The sequence below is a fragment of the Compostibacter hankyongensis genome (assembly GCF_039541075.1).
GTDB lineage: Bacteria > Bacteroidota > Bacteroidia > Chitinophagales > Chitinophagaceae > Compostibacter > Compostibacter hankyongensis.
This window is the reverse complement of record NZ_BAABFN010000002.1, coordinates 144608-164171: the sequence shown is the minus strand read 5'-3', so window position 1 is coordinate 164171 and position 19564 is coordinate 144608. Positions and strand designations below refer to the sequence as shown.

At 53.3% G+C, this 19564-nt stretch carries 23 protein-coding genes; 4 read left to right on the top strand and 19 right to left on the bottom strand.

Going from position 1 to position 19564, the window contains the following annotated elements; translation table 11 throughout:
- Nucleotides 1-7: 7 nt before the first annotated feature.
- Nucleotides 8-2521 carry a DNA gyrase subunit A gene (gene gyrA / locus ABD851_RS05590; protein WP_344976757.1) on the bottom strand — a complete coding sequence of 838 codons (2514 nt, stop codon included), beginning with the start codon at nt 2519-2521 and terminating at the stop codon, nt 8-10.
- A gap of 393 nt (nt 2522-2914) precedes the next feature.
- Here gyrA and ABD851_RS05585 point away from each other — a divergent pair, with 393 nt between their 5' ends.
- Nucleotides 2915-4240, top strand: a complete 1326-nt coding sequence (locus ABD851_RS05585) for a saccharopine dehydrogenase C-terminal domain-containing protein (protein ID WP_344976754.1) — start codon at nt 2915-2917, stop codon at nt 4238-4240.
- A gap of 6 nt (nt 4241-4246) precedes the next feature.
- On the opposite strand, the gene ABD851_RS05580 is transcribed toward ABD851_RS05585, so the two are convergent.
- The 5 genes from ABD851_RS05580 to pdhA form a co-directional block, all read right to left on the bottom strand.
- Nucleotides 4247-4657, bottom strand: a complete 411-nt coding sequence (locus ABD851_RS05580; protein WP_344976751.1) for an EVE domain-containing protein — start codon at nt 4655-4657, stop codon at nt 4247-4249.
- 119 nt (nt 4658-4776) lie between these two features.
- On the bottom strand, nt 4777-5508 hold the full coding sequence (locus ABD851_RS05575) for a (Fe-S)-binding protein (RefSeq protein WP_344976748.1): 732 nt from the start codon (nt 5506-5508) through the stop codon (nt 4777-4779).
- 141 nt (nt 5509-5649) lie between these two features.
- Nucleotides 5650-6135, bottom strand: a complete 486-nt coding sequence (gene ribH, locus ABD851_RS05570; protein ID WP_344976745.1) for a 6,7-dimethyl-8-ribityllumazine synthase — start codon at nt 6133-6135, stop codon at nt 5650-5652.
- A 65-nt stretch (nt 6136-6200) separates the two neighbouring features.
- Nucleotides 6201-6884 (bottom strand): tetratricopeptide repeat protein, encoded by a 684-nt coding sequence (locus tag ABD851_RS05565; RefSeq protein WP_344976742.1) that lies wholly within the window; start codon nt 6882-6884, stop codon nt 6201-6203.
- 49 nt (nt 6885-6933) lie between these two features.
- On the bottom strand, nt 6934-8031 hold the full coding sequence (gene pdhA / locus ABD851_RS05560; protein WP_344976739.1) for a pyruvate dehydrogenase (acetyl-transferring) E1 component subunit alpha: 1098 nt from the start codon (nt 8029-8031) through the stop codon (nt 6934-6936).
- A 124-nt stretch (nt 8032-8155) separates the two neighbouring features.
- Between pdhA and recF the strand changes: the two genes are divergently transcribed.
- Nucleotides 8156-9289 (top strand): DNA replication/repair protein RecF, encoded by a 1134-nt coding sequence (recF, locus tag ABD851_RS05555; protein WP_344976737.1) that lies wholly within the window; start codon nt 8156-8158, stop codon nt 9287-9289.
- 16 nt (nt 9290-9305) lie between these two features.
- Nucleotides 9306-9596 carry a DciA family protein gene (locus ABD851_RS05550; RefSeq protein ID WP_344976735.1) on the top strand — a complete coding sequence of 97 codons (291 nt, stop codon included), beginning with the start codon at nt 9306-9308 and terminating at the stop codon, nt 9594-9596.
- A 1-nt stretch (nt 9597) separates the two neighbouring features.
- On the opposite strand, the gene ABD851_RS05545 is transcribed toward ABD851_RS05550, so the two are convergent.
- From ABD851_RS05545 to ABD851_RS05525, 5 genes are read right to left on the bottom strand one after another with little or no spacing between them, the layout of a single operon-like run.
- Entirely contained in the window at nt 9598-10125 is a 528-nt protein-coding gene (locus ABD851_RS05545) for a DUF4252 domain-containing protein (RefSeq protein ID WP_344976732.1), read from the bottom strand.
- A gap of 5 nt (nt 10126-10130) precedes the next feature.
- Nucleotides 10131-10661, bottom strand: coding sequence for a DUF4252 domain-containing protein (locus ABD851_RS05540; protein ID WP_344976729.1), 531 nt, complete (start codon nt 10659-10661; stop codon nt 10131-10133).
- Nucleotides 10662-10679: 18 nt separating this feature from the next.
- Nucleotides 10680-11231 (bottom strand): hypothetical protein, encoded by a 552-nt coding sequence (locus ABD851_RS05535; protein WP_344976726.1) that lies wholly within the window; start codon nt 11229-11231, stop codon nt 10680-10682.
- The gene (locus ABD851_RS05530) at nt 11218-11730 is read right to left on the bottom strand and encodes an RNA polymerase sigma factor (RefSeq protein WP_344976723.1); all 513 of its coding nucleotides are present in this window, start codon (nt 11728-11730) and stop codon (nt 11218-11220) included. Before ABD851_RS05530 ends, ABD851_RS05535 begins: the two co-directional genes overlap by 14 nt.
- A 49-nt stretch (nt 11731-11779) precedes the next feature.
- A complete protein-coding gene (locus ABD851_RS05525) occupies nt 11780-12742 on the bottom strand; it encodes a helix-turn-helix transcriptional regulator (protein WP_344976720.1) in 963 nt (320 codons plus the stop codon).
- A 225-nt stretch (nt 12743-12967) separates the two neighbouring features.
- Between ABD851_RS05525 and xerD the strand changes: the two genes are divergently transcribed.
- A complete protein-coding gene (gene xerD, locus ABD851_RS05520) occupies nt 12968-13873 on the top strand; it encodes a site-specific tyrosine recombinase XerD (RefSeq protein WP_344976717.1) in 906 nt (301 codons plus the stop codon).
- On the opposite strand, the gene ABD851_RS05515 is transcribed toward xerD, so the two are convergent.
- The 8 genes from ABD851_RS05515 to ABD851_RS05480 form a co-directional block, all read right to left on the bottom strand.
- Nucleotides 13870-14385 (bottom strand): outer membrane beta-barrel protein, encoded by a 516-nt coding sequence (locus tag ABD851_RS05515; RefSeq protein WP_344976714.1) that lies wholly within the window; start codon nt 14383-14385, stop codon nt 13870-13872. The genes xerD and ABD851_RS05515 overlap by 4 nt on opposite strands.
- Nucleotides 14386-14433: 48 nt before the next feature.
- Complete coding sequence (locus ABD851_RS05510; protein ID WP_344976711.1) at nt 14434-15039, bottom strand: PIN domain-containing protein; 606 nt, start codon at nt 15037-15039, stop codon at nt 14434-14436.
- Nucleotides 15036-15491, bottom strand: coding sequence for a helix-turn-helix domain-containing protein (locus ABD851_RS05505; RefSeq protein ID WP_344976708.1), 456 nt, complete (start codon nt 15489-15491; stop codon nt 15036-15038). Before ABD851_RS05505 ends, ABD851_RS05510 begins: the two co-directional genes overlap by 4 nt.
- Nucleotides 15492-15597: 106 nt before the next feature.
- Nucleotides 15598-17124, bottom strand: a complete 1527-nt coding sequence (locus ABD851_RS05500; RefSeq protein ID WP_344976705.1) for a TolB family protein — start codon at nt 17122-17124, stop codon at nt 15598-15600.
- 78 nt (nt 17125-17202) lie between these two features.
- Entirely contained in the window at nt 17203-17505 is a 303-nt protein-coding gene (locus ABD851_RS05495; protein ID WP_344976702.1) for a DUF1330 domain-containing protein, read from the bottom strand.
- A 2-nt stretch (nt 17506-17507) separates the two neighbouring features.
- A complete protein-coding gene (locus tag ABD851_RS05490; protein WP_344976698.1) occupies nt 17508-19223 on the bottom strand; it encodes a sodium:solute symporter family transporter in 1716 nt (571 codons plus the stop codon).
- On the bottom strand, nt 19220-19354 hold the full coding sequence (locus tag ABD851_RS05485) for a hypothetical protein (protein WP_344976694.1): 135 nt from the start codon (nt 19352-19354) through the stop codon (nt 19220-19222). Before ABD851_RS05485 ends, ABD851_RS05490 begins: the two co-directional genes overlap by 4 nt.
- A 41-nt stretch (nt 19355-19395) precedes the next feature.
- Entirely contained in the window at nt 19396-19560 is a 165-nt protein-coding gene (locus tag ABD851_RS05480; protein ID WP_344976691.1) for a hypothetical protein, read from the bottom strand.
- Between the last annotated feature and the right edge of the window lie 4 nt (nt 19561-19564).

The following is a 19564-nucleotide window of genomic DNA, read 5'->3' as shown; positions in this document are numbered from 1 at the left end:
TTTATTTTTACGATCCGGAATTTTCTGCCGCTTCTTCTTCCTGCTCTGCTGCCTCTTCTTTATCGATGCGGGCTACGGCGGCAATCTTGTCTGATTCGTCCAGCCTTATCAGCCTTACTCCCTGGGTGGCCCGGCCTGCTTCGCGGATATCGGATACGGCCATGCGGATGGTGATGCCGGAGCGACAGGTGATCATCAGATCGTCGCTGTCGTCCACATCCTTCATCGCAATGAGCGCTCCTGTTTTTTCGGTGACATTGATGGTTTTCACGCCTTTTCCGCCCCGGTTGGTAATGCGGTAATCCTCGATACCGGTTCTTTTGCCGAAGCCTTTTTCGGAAACCACCAGGATGGTTTTTTCCGTATCCCCCTTTCCTACACAAATCATACCAATCACGTCATCGTGGGCCGTGTCCACTTCTATGCCGCGCACGCCGATAGCGCCGCGACCGGTATGCCGCACCTTTTCTTCCGGGAACCGGATGGCCCGGCCGCTTTTTACCGCCATCATAATATGGGAGGAGCCGTCGGTGAGACGCGCTTCTATCAGCTGATCCCCCTCATTGATGGTGATGGCGTTGACCCCGTTCTGACGGGGCCGTGAAAACTCTTCCAGCAGGGTTTTCTTGATGATACCTTCCCGGGTACACAACACAATGTAATGGCTGGTCACAAAATCCTTGTCGGCGAGGTTCCTGACATCGATGATCGCCCTTATCTTGTCGTCGGGAGGCAGGTTCACCATGTTCTGTATGGCCCGGCCCTTGCTTTGCTTTTCCCCTTCCGGGATCTCATATACCTTCAGCCAGAAGCAGCGCCCCTTCTCGGTAAAGAATAGCAGGGTATGATGCGTGGAGGCCACAAAAAGGTGCTCGATATAATCCTCTTCCCGGGTACGTCCCCCGATAGCGCCGCGGCCGCCCCGCTTCTGCTGCCGGTAGTCGTCTGCGGCGGTACGCTTGATATAGCCGAGGTGGGAGATGGTGATCACCACATCCTCTTCGGCAATAATATCTTCTATACGCATTTCGCTGGCCAGGTATTGTATTTCCGTCCTGCGCTCGTCCCCGAATTTCTTCTTTACATCCAGCAGCTCATCCTTGATGATCTGCATACGCAGGCCTTCATCGGCCAGCACGTTACGGAGGTGCTCGATCAGCTTCATTACCTCGGCATACTCTTCCCGGATCTTATCGCGTTCCATGCCGGTAAGGCGCTGCAGACGCAGCTCCAGGATGGCCTTGGCCTGTATTTCGGAAAGCCCGAACTGGCTCATCAGCCCGTCGCGCGCCTCGTCTGGCGTCTTGGAGCCGCGGATCAGGGCGATGATCTCGTCAAGATGATCCAGGGCTACCAGGTAGCCTTCCAGGATATGCGCCCGCTTTTCGGCTTCCCGCAGCTCATAGCGGGTGCGGCGCACGACCACCTCGTGGCGGAAGTCCACGAACTCCGACAGCAGCTCTTTCAGGTTGAGCTGGCGGGGACGGCCATGTACCAGGGCGACGTTGTTCACCCCGTAAGAAGTCTGCAGCTCGCTGTATTTATACAGCTGGTTGATGATGATATTGGCAATGGCGTCCTTCTTCAGATCGATCACCAGGCGCATTCCATCCCGGTCCGACTCGTCGCGCACGTCGCTGATCCCTTCGATCACCTTATCGTTGACCAGCTGGGCGATCTTCTGATGCAGCACAGCCTTGTTGATCTGATAGGGCAGCTCGTAGATCACCAGGCGCTCCCGGCCGCCCTTGGCGGTCTCCACATTTATCTTGCCGCGGACCACCACGCGGCCCCGCCCTGTTTCAAAGCCCTGTCTTACCCCTTCATAGCCATAGATAATGCCGCCGGTAGGGAAATCCGGCGCCTTTACATGTTTGATGAGCTCTTCTATGGTGATATCCCGGTTGTCGATATAAGCCACCGCTCCGTCCACCACCTCGCTGAGATTGTGGGGCAGCACGTTGGTGGCCATCCCCACCGCAATGCCCGAAGCGCCGTTTACCAGCAGGTTGGGAATGCGTGTAGGCAGCACCGTGGGCTCTTCGAGGGTATCGTCAAAGTTCAGCGTAAAGTCAACCGTCTCCTTGTCGATGTCCTCCAGCATGGCCTCTGCCATGCGCTGCAGGCGTATTTCCGTATAACGCATCGCCGCCGGGGAATCCCCGTCCACAGATCCGAAGTTACCCTGCCCGTCCACCAGCACGTAGCGCATGGTCCAGTCCTGCGCGAGGCGGACGATCGTATCGTAAATGGAAGCGTCTCCATGGGGGTGGAACTTCCCCATCACCTCCCCTACGATACGGGCCGACTTTTTATAGGGCTTGTTGCTGTTGTTGCCCAGCTCCTTCATGCCAAACAGCACCCGGCGGTGCACCGGCTTCAAACCGTCCCGCACATCCGGCAGCGCCCGGCCCACGATCACAGACATGGAATAGTCTATGTAGGCCGTTTTCATCTGTTCCTCGATATTGATCGGGATAATCTTGCCTTCCTGGGAGTTGTCCTGCTGGTTTTCGTCCATCTTTTGTTTTTATAATGTGTGTTCCGCCTGATACCGGATTCCCGCCTGTAAATCAGCGGGTTCCTCAGCGCCTGGATAAACGCAAATATACTGCATTCGACGGGGATTTTTTAGGCCCGTTCCACGAACGGTTACAGATTTTTTTCAAAAAATTTCTTTCATGTATTTGATATATGAAATATATTTAGGCCCTTGTTTCTCCGTGGGATAATGAGAATTGAATTATAAGCTGCTCCTTCTTTTTTCGAAAATAAAATAAAACACATACAGATTTTTTCAAAAAACCAAAGAATTGGAATTTAATTTGCAGTTATACCTATCAATTTTGAAAACCCTGGATTTCGCGATCGCAAGGATCGTGGGTCCGTATCCTTAATCATTAGCTTATTTTTTATGAAAAAAATTTTATTGTTCGGAGCGGGAAAATCGGCGACAAGCCTGATAGACTACCTTATCGAACATGCGCCGCGCCAGAAATGGCAGCTGACCGTTGCGGACCGGGACCTGATGCTTATCCGCATCAAGATCGGGAAATCCTATTACGCCACTCCCGCCGCCTTTGATGTGCATGACGCGGAAACGCGACAGAACCTGATCAGCGAATCGGATGTGGTGATCTCATTGCTGCCGCCGGAACTGCACCTGCTGGTCATCAAAGACTGCATCCGCTACCGGAAACATATCCTGATCGCCTCCTACCTCACTCCTGAAATGTATAAGCTGGAAAAAGAGGTACGGAAAGCCGGCATCCTCTTTATGGGGGAGATGGGTCTGGACCCGGGGATCGACCATATGTCGGCCAAGAAACTGATACATTCCATAGAAAGCAAGGGCGGGACCATCTCCTCTTTCCGGTCCTTCTGCGGCGGTCTGATCCCCCCGGAATGCGACGACAACCCCTGGCATTACAAGGTAAGCTGGAACCCGCGCAACGTTGTGCTGGCCGGCCAGGAAGGCGCTTTATACCGGGAAAAGGGCAAAGACTGCAAGGTGGATTATGCCGATATCTTTTCGCATTCCCGGAATGTAACGGTGCCGGGTCTGGGCAAGATGGACTGGTATCCCAACCGGGACTCGCTGTCCTATGCCGCCCGCTACGGGATCGAAGATGTGCCCACCTTTGTGCGGGGCACGCTGCGCTATCCCGATTTCTGCGAAGGATGGGATGCGCTCGTCCGCCTGGGACTGACGGACAACAAGACGGCCGTCGACACCGATACGCTTACCTACCGGAAGTGGGCCCTGCAGAATTGTAAGGCCTCCAACCGTAAAACACCCGAAGAAGCCCTTATCGCCTGCCTGGATATCAAGGAAAGGTCGAAGGTCATGAAGCAGCTTAAATTCCTTGGACTGACCGACAACCTGCCCATCAACCGGGGCAAGGCTACCAATGCCGAAGTGCTCGGATATCTGCTGGACAATAAGCTGCCGATGAAGCCTGAGGATAAAGACATGGTGGTCATGCAGCATGAGCTCTCCTTTGAGCGGCGCAATTTTTCGGCGCGCATCACCAGCTATATGATCATGATCGGGGAAGACAACCTGCATACGGCCATGTCACAGACGGTAGGCTATCCCCTGGGCATTCTTACGCGGCTGCTGCTGACCGGAAAGGTCAGCACTACGGGTATACATATCCCAATTCTTCCCGAAATATACAATCCGGTGCTCAAGGAGCTGGAGCAATATGGTGTCCGGTTTGCGGAAGCTTTTGAATAGAAGGGCTTATCCAAGACCGGCCAGCCCGAGAATTACCTGCCACTCTTTTTCGGTGACGGGCGATACCGAAAGACGCGGCTGCCGAAGCAGCGCCAGGTGCTCCAGCCGCTTATCGGCCTTCATCTGCTCAAGGGTGACGGGCTTCGGAAGGGTCTTTACCGGCTTCAGGTCTACCGCTACCCAGCGGGGATCCGGGGTGGTAGGGTCCGGGTAATGCGTTTTCGCGACCGCGGCGATACCGACGATCTCGAGGCCTTCGTTGCTGTGGTAGAAAAACACCTCGTCCCCTTTTTCCATATCCCGGAGGTTGTTCCGTGCCTGGTAATTACGGACGCCGTCCCAGAAGGTTTTTTTGTCTTTCCGGAACTGGGTCCAGGAATATTTGAAGGGTTCTGATTTAACGAGCCAGTAGGCCATGGTTGATTTGATGATTTGATGATTTGGAGATTTGGAGATTTGATGATCTACTTCGTGCACAGCACATTATCAAATTAGCACATCATCAAATTGCCCCCTTTTGGGGGCCGGGGGGTGGGTCACCATCCGCTGGCCAGCACGTCGGCAATGTGCATGGTCTTAAGATTGATCCCCTTTTTCTTGATATAGCCTTCCAGGTGCATGAGGCAGGAAACGTCGGTTGAGATCAGGTATTCCGCTCCCGTATCGAGGGCATTTCCCACTTTCTGATCCGCCATACCGATGGAGATGGGCTCATACTTTACGGCAAAGGTGCCTCCGAACCCGCAGCAGGTCTCCACCTGGTCCATCTCCCGCAGCTCCAGGCCTTTTACCTTTTCCAGCAGCTGCCGGGGGCCGGTCTTGATGCCGCATTCCCGCAGCCCGGCACAGGAATCGTGATAGGTGCAGACACCATTGAGCGTGGCGCCCACATCGGTGGTTTTGAGTATGTCCGTAAGAAACTCGGTAAACTCAAACAGGTTTTTCCGGAGCAGCTTTACATCGTTGTGCACGGCGGAATTGTCAAAAAGCTTTCCGTAATAATTCCGTACATACCCGGCGCAGGACGCGCTGGGGGTGACGATATAATCATACGTATGAAAATCCTTGAGGAACTTCTGCCCTACCGATTTGGCCTCGTCCCAGTAACCCGCATTAAAGGCCGGCTGGCCGCAACAGGTCTGATCCGGGTTGTAGTGCACCCGGCATCCCAGCTTTTCCAGCACCTTCACCATATTGAAAGCGGTATCCGGATACAGCTGATCTACAAAGCAAGGTATAAAAAGATGTACGTTCATCGTTAATTTCATCCGTTAATTTCCGTCTTTTAAGTGGTCGGATGACTGGCGAAGCTGCATCGAGACCTACTAAATCAGTTATGCCCGAGATAAACCTCACATATTTAAAATGCCGCTTTGAAATAAGCCATTGTCATGTTCGGTTGCTTGTCTTCAAACGTTCTCGTTGAACCGGATCATCTTGAGCGCCGTAAGGGCGGCTTCATCCCCTTTGTGCCCATGCGCGCCGCCTACCCGGGCCTCCGCCTGCGCCGCGTCATCGACCGTCAATATACCAAAAATTACCGGCACCGGCAAGGTCAGGTTCAGCCGGGTCACGCCATCCGTGACCGACTGGCAGACATAATCAAAATGAGGAGTATCCCCCCGGATCACGCAACCCAGGGCAATGATGGCATCCGGCCTGGGGGCGGGGCTGGTCTCATAGGCCTTTTTGCAGGCAAAGGGCAGCTCGAAAGCGCCCGGCACCTGGAGGACCCGGATCTTTTTCACACCGTATTTTTCAAGCGTGCGTACACAACCGTCCTTTAAGGCATCGACAATAAAGGCATTCCATTCGGTATGGACAATAACGATACTGGCATTCCCCGTATCGGGAATGCCAGCGTCATTCAAAAAGGTATCGTTGTGTACGGACATCTCTTTCTTGTGTTAGCATTTTTCTGCCGCCTTGCCCGGTGAGGGGCGTGGACGGTCCTGCCGCATTATTCCGTATCCCCGGCCCGGGCCAGGTATTTGTCGATATCGTGCCCCTGCAGGCTTTGCGGATATTTTTGCTTGATCTGTCTGTAGATGGCTACGGCTTCCTTGTTTTTGCCGGCCTTTTCGAGGGCCAGCCCGGCGCGCATCAGGTACAGGGGGGCAATCAGATCATTATCGCTGTAATAACCTGCCTTTTTATAGGCCGCAATGCCCTGCCCGGTCTTGTTGAGCTCCATATAGGCATCCCCCAGCAGTCCGTAAGCGAGGGGCTGCATGACGCGGTCTTCCACATGGAATTTCTCCAGCAGGTCAATCCCCTTCTGGTATTCTCCCAGCCGCACATAGCAAATGCCGGCGCTCAGCGCGGCCAGCTTGCCTACCTTGGTGCCGCCATAGCGCTGCATCACCTGCAGATAGCCGTAGTTGTTACCATCCCCCTCGAGGGCCAGCCTCAGGGAATCTTTCTGAAAATACTGCTGAGCCTTGAAGATCATAGCCTGGGCCTTGCCTTCCCGGGGCGCCAGGTAAAGGTATTTATAACCAAAGTATCCTCCGATGAGCAGGATAATGACAATGCCCACGATATTGATGATGCGGGCATTATTCCGGTAATAATGTTCCGCCTTGTTGACGGTGTCCTGTACTTGAAATTGGGTGGAGGGACGTTTTTTCTGCTGAACTGCCATATTGAATGATCGGATAAAAAATAAATAAGGAGCGCTTCGTGCCCCGGTCTTAATCGGTAATGAACGGGTAATCTTCCTGTACGTATACGTCTTTATAAAGTTCGTCATCATCCGGCCAGGGAGATGTTTCGGCAAACTCCACAGCCTCGTCCACCTGCTGTTTTACACGGTCGCTTATGGCCGTCAGCTCTTCCTCGGTGGCGAATTTGTTCTTATGAATGATGTTGAGCACCCAGTTCAGCGGGTCCTGCTCCTTGTACTTTTCCAGCTCTTCCTTGGTGCGGTACTTGGCCGGGTCGCTCATGGAATGCCCTTTATACCGGTAGGTCTTTACTTCCAGCAGGGTCGGACCGCCTTTTTCGCGTGCCCGCTTTACCGCCCGCTCGATACCTTCATGCACTTCCTCGCACTTCATGCCGTCTACCGAATCGCCGGGCATCTCGTAGGCTGCGGCCAGCTTGTAGATGTCCAGCACATTGGACGTGCGCTCAACCGAAGTACCCATGGCATAACGGTTGTTCTCACAGATAAATACTACCGGCAGCTGCCAGAGCATGGCCATGTTAAAGGTTTCATGGAGCATCCCCTGCCGGGCCGCGCCGTCGCCAAAAAAGCAAAGCACCACATCGTCGGTTCCCTTGTATTTCTCCGCAAAGGCCAGCCCCGCGCCTACTCCTATCTGCGCGCCCACAATGCCGTGCCCCCCGTAAAAATGATGTTCTTTTGAAAAGAAGTGCATGCTGCCTCCCTTCCCTTTGGAGCAGCCGGTAGCCTTGCCAAACAGCTCAGCCATACAGGCCTTGGCCGGAATGCCCTTTGCGATGGCGAGGGCATGATCCCGGTAAGCGGTGATAAACTTGTCTTCCGGGCGGGTAGCGCTGATAGCGGCGGCCGCTACCGCCTCCTGCCCGATATACAAATGACAGAATCCCCGGATCTTCTGCATACCGTACAGCTGCCCTGATTTCTCCTCAAAGCGGCGCAGCAGCAGCATTAGCTCGTACCATTGCATGTAGGTTTCCTTGCCGAAACGGGTAGCTTTATTTCCGGAGGACGCAGTCTGCTTATTTCCGGCCTGTTTATTTGATGTAGCTTGTTTATTCTTCGCGGCGGGTTGTTTATTCCGCGTAGCTTGCTTTGTTTGCACGATACCTTAATTTTGCCTGCAAACCTACGTGAATTTTAGCAATTGGTCAATGCTTTTATTGCTAAATTGTCCGTCAGTAAACACATCTAAACCCCTGCCATACATTTTGTTCTGATCCGTGTCCATGCCCGATTCCCGATTGATACCCACCCTGCCCCCGCTGTTCCTCAGCCGGCTTTCCCTCACCCAGTTTAAGAATTACGGGCAGCGGCAGTATGCATTTCACCGGAAGATCACCGGCATTACGGGGCCGAACGGAGCCGGCAAAACCAACCTGCTGGACGCAATTTATTATCTTTCTTTTACCAAAAGCTATTTTAGCGGTAATGACACCCAAAATATTAAATACCAGACAGATGGATTTAGAATACAGGGTGTCTTTTCCCGACAGGAAACCAGCGAGGAGGTCAGCTGTGTCCTGAAGGGCGGGAAGAAGACGGTCGCCCTGAACGAAGCGCCTTATACCCGCTTTTCGGAGCATGTGGGCAGCTTTCCCGCCGTCATGATCGCCCCGGACGACGCGGTAATCATCCAGGGTGGCAGCGAGGAACGCAGAAGGTTCCTCGACAGCCTGCTTTGCCAGCTCCATCCGGACTACCTCCGTCATCTCATTGACTATAATAAGATATTGCAGCAGCGCAACAGCCTGCTGCGCGCCTGCGCCGAAAAGCAGACCGCTCCCGGCCTGCTGCTCGATACACTGGACGAGCAGCTGGCCGCCGAGGGACAGCCGGTGTTCCATTTCCGCGCCTCCTTCCTCCGGGACTTTTCGGACCAGGTACAGTCCTGCTACGATTACCTCTCCGGCAGCGGGGAAACCGTCAGCATCGGTTATGAAAGCGACCTGTCACAGGCCGGCTTCCCTGACCTGCTCCGCAGCAACCGCCAGCGGGACCAGCTGCTGCTGCGCACCAGCGCCGGCATACACCGGGACGATCTGCGGTTCCGGCTGAACGGCCATGCGCTTAAATCTTCTGCTTCGCAGGGACAGCGGAAGAGCTTCCTGTTCGCCCTCAAGCTGGCCCAGTACGCCGCCTTACGGATCCACAAGCAGCTTCCTCCCCTCCTGTTGCTGGACGATCTCTTTGAGAAGCTGGATGAGCAGCGGATGCAGCGGCTTATCTCGATGGTAACGGGGCCGGAATTCGGACAGGTCTTTATTACAGATACCCATGCCGGCCGGCTGGAAGAGGCCTTTAAAGACCATAAGGACCTGTTCCAGCAGATCGATGTTGCAGCGGAAAAGCAAGCCGGTTAATTTGTACATTTGCTTTATGATGAGCCATAACGGGATGAGCATAGGAGACGCGCTGCGGATATATCTGCGCAAAAGCCCGCTGAAACCCAGGCTGGATGAATACCGTATCCAGGAAAAATGGGAAGAGGTGATGGGCAAGACCATTGCGCGCTACACATCGTCCCTGCTGCTCAGGGGCGGACGGCTCATCATTACCACCAATGTGGCCCCGCTGAAGCAGGAGCTTTCCTACTCCAAGGAAAAGATAAAGCAGCTGCTGAATGAAGCGATCGGCGAGCCGGTCGTGCAAGAGGTAGTTGTACAGTGACTTAAAAATGATACATCCCCTTGCCGGCGCGGGACAATGTCCCGATATCATCGGCGGTGACTACTCCCTTGAGCTCCACCATCACCAGATCACTTTCGTCATTGATCAGAATCAGCGGATCCCTGAACTCTTCTTCGCTGCCGCGGGCCCAGATATGAATATGGTCCGCTCCGTCTCTTACGGTCACCAGGGAAGCATAATGATCGCGCTGCAGGGAACGGTCCAGCCGGTCCACGTCGGCCGCATCGAACTTTATCCGCTTCAGGGGAACCGCATGCACCTCCACACCGCGGAACTTACGCAGACAACGGATCAGGGCAGCCGCATCCTCATCATCTTCAGTGGCACGGGCGGCAATGCCCGAACCCCATTTAAAAATCGCGCCGCCCACTTTTACATTCACACCGTCGCCCGCATAGCGGGATTTGAAATCATCCCAGCCGCTGACCTTGCTGGAGGTGCGGCAGGATACCATTAGTAAAATAGCCGATAACAGGCACAGTAATTTGATTGTCACATTATTTTTCATAAAAATTATTTTTTCTTACGCGTGTCTTTTACCTGCTTCAGCTGATCAAACCCATCAATGTTCATGGCTCCTGATATCTGGGAAACTTCTTCGAGATTGATGTTTCCGGTGAGGCTCAGTGCGAAGAACTGCTGCGCCCCTCCGATAAGCATGACCAGCTCGCCGATGTTGCCGTTGGGCAACTCCTTTACCATAAACCGCAGATCGTTATCCTGCTGCCGGACCGTCATCAGCTCTTCATATTCCCCGGAAAGCAGGGCATTGGCCTCTTTGAAGAGCTTTGTGCCGTTACGGGTATGCTCATTGGCCAGGATATGCAGCCCTGTCAGCTTTTTGGCCACATCCATGATCCTGTCGGCTTCCGGGTCGCCGGTCTCCACCTTGCTGAAGAGGCTGAACATTTTCGGGGAAATGGAAATGATGGTAAAGGAAGTATCTTTTTCGTACCGCTGGAAAAAGCGGGCAAGCGTATTTGCCTGCGCCTGGGCGCTTACGTATCCCGTAACAATCAATAAGCTGATAATCAACTTTTTCATATCTCTTATTTTATATTATTAATCAGTTGTCACCCTCTTCTTCGTGGCGGGGGAATCCTGTATTTTTTGTTCCGCTTCATGGAATTTGGACAGCTTTTGCATTTCCTGTTTTCCTTTATTCAGGTTAGCCGCCATCAGCATAAGCACCTCGCGGGTCATCGCATAAGCCTTTTCGGGATCATGATAGGTATCCTTCGCCAGGGGCGCAACCGGCCGCTGGCTTTGGGGAGGACGGGGATGACGGTACAGCAGCCAGCTGCCGGCCAGCAATGCCACGATTACCGCGGCATATTTCCACCAAGAGCGCATTTTTGTCCGGGAGGCCGCCTGCTTCCCGGGCATACCTCCCTCGCGGATAAGCTGCTCCAGCTGCGCGTTCCAAACCGGGTCGGACAGGGTTGCGCCGGCTTCTTCGTACAGGTGACCGAACAGCAGGGCAGCCTCCCTGAGGTCCTCCGGCAGGTCCGGACGGAGCACGCTGAAAAAGCGGCGCAATTCCTCCTCCTCCTCGAGCGAGGTTTCACAGTCCCAGTATCTTTCAACCAGCAAACGTATCTCACGGTATTCCATACAGATCGATTTGGGTCAGTTTTTCTTTTACGGCTTTCCTGGCGCGAAACAGGTTTACCTTTACCTCGTCCAGGCTCATCCCGGCCATGCCGGCAATCTCCTGGTAGCTGTATCCCTCCACATCACGCAGGTGCCATACTATGCGATGCTTTTCTGGCAACATGGCCACCACGCGGCGAAGGTAATCCCGTTGCTGCCGGTACTCGGTCTGCTGCAGCGGGGTTACCGGCGCATGCTCCCGCCGGCTGATCTCGGGGATGGCCGCCTTCCGCACCTTTCCGGCCTTCAGCTTGTCGAGACAGAGGTTCCTGGCCATCCGCATACACCAGGCTTCGACATGATGGTATTCGGGCAGCTGCTCCCGGCTGCTCCAGATCCGCAGCAGCACCTCCTGCACCACGTCCCTTGCCTCTTCCGGATCCCCCAGCAGCTGCAGCGCCAGGCGATATAGCTTATCGCGGGCGGGCAACACCTGCTGCTGGAAAATCTGAAGATGCATACAAAAAGGAAGACGAGCGAACGGATATTTTGTTACAGCGGCAAAAAAATTACCGGCTGCCGGCCATATAATGCGCATGGATTTCCCGGGCCAGGTCCCGCATCTTCTCCTGGAGGGCTTCCGGACCGAGCACGGTGACGCCGTTCCCCCAGGTAAGCAGCCAATGCGCAATTCCTTTGAGGGAGCCGGTCAGGAACTGCATGGTGATGCCGGCGGCGTCCTGCTGCTCGCCGCACCAGCCCCAGAGGTACTTCTGATCGCCGACGTACCGGCTGCAATCCGATGCAAAACGCACTGTGACCTGGTATTTCTGTTCCATGTTCCGGTAATGCGAAAAAAAACCTTCCAGGGTATGGGGATGAGTAGGCGGCAGCATCTCCGCGGTGCCCTCATACTGCCGGATACGATCCAGGCGAAAGGTCCGGTAATCCTGCCGCAACCTGCACCAGCCTGCGAGATACCAGTGGTTACCCTGCTGCACAAAGCCCAGGGGCTCCACTGTGCGGCGCAGCGGCGCATCCCCTTTTACCCCGGCATATTCCATGTTCACCACCTGGCTGCGGTAAAGACATTCCTGCAAAAAGGAAAATACCGTCCCATGGCCGACCGAAGGTTTTTGGCCCGGGATGTGATAGACCTGCATTTTTTTGCGGAGCGTTTCCATAAAATCCCGGTCCGGTCCACGCAGCACAGCACGTACCTTTTCCATGGCCAGCCCGTACTCCCGTTGCAGCAGATCGCTGTTCTGCTTGACGAGGAGCTTCTCTCCGGCCAGCAGGGCGGCGGCTTCGGAGCGGGTGAACATCACCGGGGGAAGGCGGTAGCCCTCCATCAGGGAATAACCCCTGCCCGCCTCCGAAAGCACCGGCACCCCTGCGGCTTCGAGGGAGCGGATATCGCGGTATACCGTGCGAATGCTGATGCCAAAGCGCTCGGCAAACGCTTCGGCCGTATGCCAGCGCCCGCTTTGCAGGGTGGTCAGTATCGTGGTAAGACGGTCAAGACGGTTCATATAAAAAAGGCAAAAGGTAAAAGGCGAAAGGATAAAGGTAAAAGGAAATATATTTGTTACCGCTAACCCCCTGAAGGGGGAATAAGGCGAAAGGTTAAAGGTGAAGGGTTAAAGGCATTATAATTTGATGATGTGCCGATTGCTTCATTATCGAATCATCAAACGCGCAGCGTCCACTGAGACAAATAAAAAATCATTGTGCGCGAAGTAAATCATCAAATCAACATGTGGCATTCCTACATAAAAGGCTTTAAGGCCTACCTGGAGCTGGAACGTTCCCTTTCTGCCAACTCGGTAAAGGCCTACCTGCAGGACGTGGAAAAGCTGACCCAGTATCTTTCCGCCGGGGAACGGACCGGCGCAGGGCCGGAAACGCTGAACCTTGAGGACCTGCAGCTGTTTATCCAATGGGTGGCGCAGCTGGGCATGACGCCCGCCTCCCAGGCCCGCATCATCTCCGGGATCAAAGGCTTCTATAAATACCTGCAGCTGGAACATGTTGTGCAGAAAGACCCCACCCGCCTCCTGGAAGCGCCCCGGCTGAAACGCCGGCTGCCGGATGTGCTGACCTTCGAAGAGATAGAACGGATCATCGGCAGTATCGACCAGAGCAAACCCGAAGGGGGACGGAACCGTGCCATACTGGAAACCATGTACAGCTGCGGACTGCGGGTCAGCGAGGTGATATCCCTCAAAATATCCCATCTCTATCCTGACGCAGGTTTTATCCGCGTTACGGGAAAAGGGGATAAAGAACGGCTGGTGCCCATCGGGAAAGACGCCCTGAAATATATCGGTATCTACTGCGAGCAGATCCGCTGCCACCTTACGGTGCAGGCGGGCAGCAGCGACACGGTCTTTCTGAACCGGAGGGGCGGACCGCTAAGCCGCGTCATGATCTTTCTGATCATCAAAGATCTGACCCGGAAGGCGGGGATCACCAAAAATATTTCCCCCCATACCTTCCGCCATTCCTTTGCCACCCACCTCGTGGAAGGCGGGGCGGACCTCCGCGCCGTACAGCAGATGCTGGGCCACGAAAGCATCACCACCACCGAGATATACACCCATCTGGACCGGGAGTATCTGCGGGATACGCTGCAGCGGTTTCACCCGCGGTTCCTGGCCTAAAAATTATAGCCGGCCTTCAGGCCGAAGAAGCCGTGGGTACCGTCTTTGAACCAGGCTTCGTACTTGGCTTCCACATCCAGCCCGATGATCCGCAGACCGATACCGGGTGCAAAAATAGCTGCAGAACCGTCGTTCTTACCGGTAAAATTGGCTACGCCGCCCTCGACTTTTACATAGAGCAGGGGTATGAATTTGTATTTCAGTCCCACGCGAACCGGCACAGCGGTCAGCGCCGGTACCTTTGCCGTGCTTCCGTCGGATACCTCCACCTCTTTGCCGCCAAAACGCATATAGCCTACCGATCCTGTAACGCCGAGGCCGGCAATCAGCTTCACATCCGCACCCAGCCCCACGCCGATCCCCGTTTTATAAGAATCCCCGAAATCTCCGGCAGGAAAGCCGGCTTCCACATAGGGGCCGATGCTGAATCTTTTCAGCTGCGCGGTGGAAGACTGATGCGAAAAAACGAGCAGCAGGAACGCTGCGGAAATACCGTAAAGGAGCTTTTTCATATAACTGTTTTTGAGGTTGCTGATCCGGGAGTAAATATAGGTATAATTCTATTTATCCGTAGCGGCTTGCTTTGTACTGCGATAAGGAATTATCGTTCGCAATCTGGCTACACTCTTGGTTAATCCGCAACGTGCTAAATTTTCTAAAACCCTTTCTATAGGCATCGGAGGATTTTGCAGCCGTTTAACTTGATTTTCCAAAGCAATAACTGCCCTTTCCTGATCTATATCTATAAGATTTAAGACAAACTTATCCGGATGGCGGGCTACAACAGCATAATCCTGCAATTTAGCAGCCGGAAAGTCCTTTACATTGGCGGTGACAATTACCTGTGCCTTCGCACTAATCGCTGCAGCCAATATGGGCCTATCATCAGGATCCGGCAAGGACAGGCTATTGATCCCTTTTTGATAATAAGCAATATTGGCATCCGGGAAAGCCCTGTCCATTGCTTTTTGGGTCTTTTGTAAATCCTTTCTCTTTAAGTCTTTCCTGTTCTTCAAAAGGTTGTCTATCCATTCCTCTTGAATGTAATCTGTCCATTTAGGTCGGTATAATTCCAATTCTGCCAGATGCAACAAATAATCCCGTAAGGGTGCCGGATATAAGACATTGGCATCTAATACGGCTATCAGGACAACCTGGCGATTCATGAATAGCCCAAGTTAAGGTCCTGGGCCTGCTTGGTGAGGAAATCCAATTGCTTGCCCCGGTTCACCTTAAGCTTTTTCTGGTAAGCGAGCAGATCGTTAAGTTCAATTCTGCGGTGAGTCCCTGCTTTTATAAACGGAATCTCTCCTCTTTCCAGCAGCTTTACCAGATAGGGTCTGGAGATATTTAAATAATCCGCTGCGGCCTGGGTGCTGAGTATGGTATCAGAAGGCATCAATACCATTGATTTTCCTTCCGCCATATTGTTCACAATAACAGATAAGAGGTAGAGCGCCTTTTGGGGAATTTTAACAGATTCACTACTTTGCAGGAATTTTATCTCGACAAATCCCCGAGTATGCTTTAGTTTACCAGAGTTTTTTTTCAGCTTGCCAATGGAGGATTTAGCAATCCGTTGCTCCTCTCTCGTCGTTCTTTCTACAATGGTATCCATAAGTTCATTTTATATTACAAATATACATAAACGAAATAAACGAAACAAATAATCAATAGCCACAGCGTAATAATATGAATATAATTAAACAATACATTATATATAATCACAATGTCGTATAGCTTACAAAAGACAGGTGCCGGCTGTCGGGCGACCAGGAATTTTCATCAAGGCTTCCCTGGCCGCCGTAAAGGTAGGCGATCACCCGGGCTGCACCGCCGGAGACGGGCATCAGCCTGATCGTTACGGAAGCATAGGCAGGGTGCACATTGGGCCTTGTCTCCGGCGGAAATGAGATAAAGGCCATCCACTTCCCATCCGGCGAAATATGAGGGAACCAGTTGTTGTAAGCTCCGAAAGTAAGCTGCTCCTTGCCGCTGCCGTCGGGTCTCATCCTCCATATCTGCATGGTACCGCCACGCTGCGACGCATTGTAGTAAATGTATTTCCCATCGGGCGAGTATTCACAACCGTCTGCAAATTCATATCTTTTGCTGTCTGTCAGCCTGACGGCCTGACCGCCGTTTACCGACTTTTTATAGATATCATATACCGCCCCGGGCATGTCCTTACGCGGCGCCGTAAAAACCACGGCCTTATTATCAGGCGAGAGCCCATGCAGATAAGCCGGCATTTCATTTACCACTGTTTCGGGCGTTCCGCCGCTGAGCGGTAAAAGAAGGATATTGGGCCATCTTCCGTCGCTGTTACCGATGCCGAGCATTTTCCCGTCTGAGGAGATGCAATGGGCTCCGTTAATTCGTTTGGCCAACCCCGTATTCAGCACTTCCGCTGTTGATCCGCCGGCCACAGGAACGGTAAAAAGCAGGCCATCCGCATTGAATAATATTTTCTTCCCGCCGGGCATCCAGTTGGGCGACTCCAGGCGGCCGACGGACTGATATACTATCTTACGTTTCCCGTTAAAAATATCTATGGTTTCCAGACGGCTGCCGACCCGCCATGCGCGGTTGGGGTTGGGATTATTGTTCATGGGAACGGGATCGCATATACGCACATTCGATACGCGGGCTTCCGCTATCGCATTGGAATCATGTGCGCAGACAAACAAACCGACAAGCACCTCTCCCGCCATGTTTTTCATTTCATGATAGCCTACTATCTGCAAAGGCTCGCCGTACCCTGCGGCCCGCATGATAAAGACGTCCCCCCTTCGCTCCAGCTGCATGACCTGCACATTTCGCTTGGAAAAAAATCGTTCGTCCTGCGGGACGAGCATGTTAGCCCCTGCCTCGGGGCGCCATTGCAAAACCGTAAGACCGTCTCCGTGCAGGGCAGTACTGATATGGGCCGATGCAGGATCGCCTTCTTTACGCACCATCCACCCGACCTTGCTCTGGGCATTACCTTCCTTTCCCGTCAGCTCAAAGTTGGCGGTAACAATAAAGTCATACGTCATCTTTTTCCATAGATAACGAAATTCATCCCGGTTGTACCATACATCATAGCCTCCGCCCTTCAGCGTATAGGCCTGGGCAACGCCGTCATATGTGGCAGAGCCCTTCATTTTGGGGCTTCCTATGTCTTTGTTAAACGGGAATATGCCTATTGTATCCTGTGCATGAACGGAGAGGGCAATAAAGGAGGAAAGGAGTAAAAAAAGCTGCTTCATAGGTTAAAGTTTAAACCGGAGGAGTAGATCCGGCGATATCCAATTTAGTCCTTTTTACCCGGTCCGCAAAACGCATTTTCACAGCTTCGTTCCTTGAATTAATACCGAAGCCTTTATGGATTGCTCCTTTAAATATAAAAAATTCTTTCGTTCTTTATCTTGCTTGAAGTTTTCAAAGTCCTGTTCGCTGTCAAACTCAACGATATGTATTTCGTAAGGTCTCTCAAAGCAACCTTCGATAAAAGAATTTTCGTCAGGCCTGATCCGCAATAAAAGTCGTCCGTTGTATTTTGAAATTGCAGGCATGGCAAGCGCTTCAAATTGGTGAAACACCTTTTCCTGCCCTTCTTTAAGATAAATCAATTGCGTTATGTAAATCATTTCTATAACGTTTTATTTTCCTGTCTTCCCGGCAGATTCTTTTTATAAAAATATTGGATCGCCACCGCCAGCAGCAGCACCATGGCGCAGCCGATGACATTCAGCCAGAGAAAGGATACAATATTCCACCAGTAGATCAGGATGATACAGCCCTCCGTGATAAGGGCGGCCCAGAAGGTAGGCGTTCCGGTTACCTTCTTCAGGTAAAAGGCCACCAGGAAAACGCCCAGTATGGTACCGTAAAACAAAGATCCCAGCACATTCACCGCTTCTATAAGGCTCCCCATCCTGTTGGCGAACTGCGCCACGAGAATGCAAAAGATGCCCCAGAACAGCGTGCACCAGCGGGAGACGTTCAGATAATGGATATCTGTGCGGTCCTTCCGGTACAGGCGCTGGTAAAAGTCTACGATAGTCGTCGACGAAAGGGAATTGAGCGCCGCCGCAATAGAGCCCCAGGCAGCCAGGAAGATGATGGCGATCAGCAGGCCCACCAGCCCGGCGGGAAGCTTGTCCAGCACAAAATACAGGAAGATATAGTTCGTATCGTTGGTGTCCGCTGCCGGATCGGCCTGCTTGATAACGTGCTGCGCATCGGCCCTGAGCTGCGCCTCGCGGTCGCGCGAAGCGCCGAGCTGCCGCTGCATGCCGGTTACGGCCGCTTCGTCACCACGGTGAAGGGCCCCGATCATCTGCTGCACCTCCTCCTTTTTTTGCCGCGCCAGCTCGTCGTATTGGCGTTGTATACCATTGAGCTGCCCCGCATAGGGAGAATGCCGGACCTGCTGCAGCTGCGCCTTGTTAAACAATACCGGCGATTCATAAAACTGGTAAAATACCAGCAGCAATGCCCCGATCAGCAGGATCAGGAACTGCATCGGCACCTTGACCACTCCGTTCATCAGCAGGCCGATGCGGCTTTCCCTTACCGACTTTGCCGTCAGGTAACGGCCCACCTGCGACTGATCGGTGCCGAAATACGACAGGGCCAGGAAAAAGCCGCCGATAACGCCGCTCCAGATATTATACTTATCCTTCCAGTCGAAATCGGTGACGATCACATTCAGCTTTCCCAGCTTTCCGGAAACATGCAGGGCGTCGCTGAAGCTTACTCCTTCCGGCAGCAGCTTCACCACCATATACCCCGCCAGGAACATCCCGGCGAAGATGATAAAGAACTGCAGCTGCTGCGTGCGGGCAACGGCTTTGGTGCCGCCGGAAACGGTATAGATGATGAGCAGTCCGCCCATGATCACATTGGTCCAGTATATATTCCAGCCCAGCAGGGAAGAAAGGATGATAGACGGGGCATAGATGCTGATGCCGGTAGACAGGCCCCGCTGCAGAAGAAACAGCAGGGAGGTGAGCGCCCGCGTCTTTATATCAAAACGGTTCTCGAGAAATTCATAAGCGGTAAAGACTTTAAGACGGTGAAAGATAGGTACGAAGGTCACGCACAGCACGATCATGGCCAGGGGCAGCCCGAAATAATACTGCACAAAACGCATACCGTCGGTAAACGCCTGACCCGGCGCGGAAAGAAAGGTGACCGCGCTGGCCTGTGTGCCTACGATGGAGAACAGCACCACATACCAGGGGAGCGACTGGTTACCGAGGAAATAGCCTTCCATGCTCCGCTGTCCCCTGCCCCGCACCACCCCGTAGATGATAATGCCGGCCAGCGTAGCGATCAGTACGATCCAGTCGGTCAGCCTCATGAGAAGTGTTTCGTGAACAGATAAAACAATACGATCAGCAGCCCCAGCCAGCCGGCGACCAGCAGGTACCATATCCCCCAGGCTTTAAATACCGGCGGCTTATCCTCAGTCTTGTTGGGGTCATGGGTCATGGGTCAATAGTTAATGGTCGGCAGGCAAACCGGAAACTCCCCTATCTTCTCCAGCGGCTGATAAGGCCCCCGCCCAGCAGTCCGAAGGCCAGCCCGAGCAACAGGCCCACCTTCATATTCTTGATCACCAGGCTGAGCAGGATACCGACCACCACGCAGAGCCCTGCGCTCATGGAAATCCTCGTATTACTTTCCCTTTTGTTCATAGTT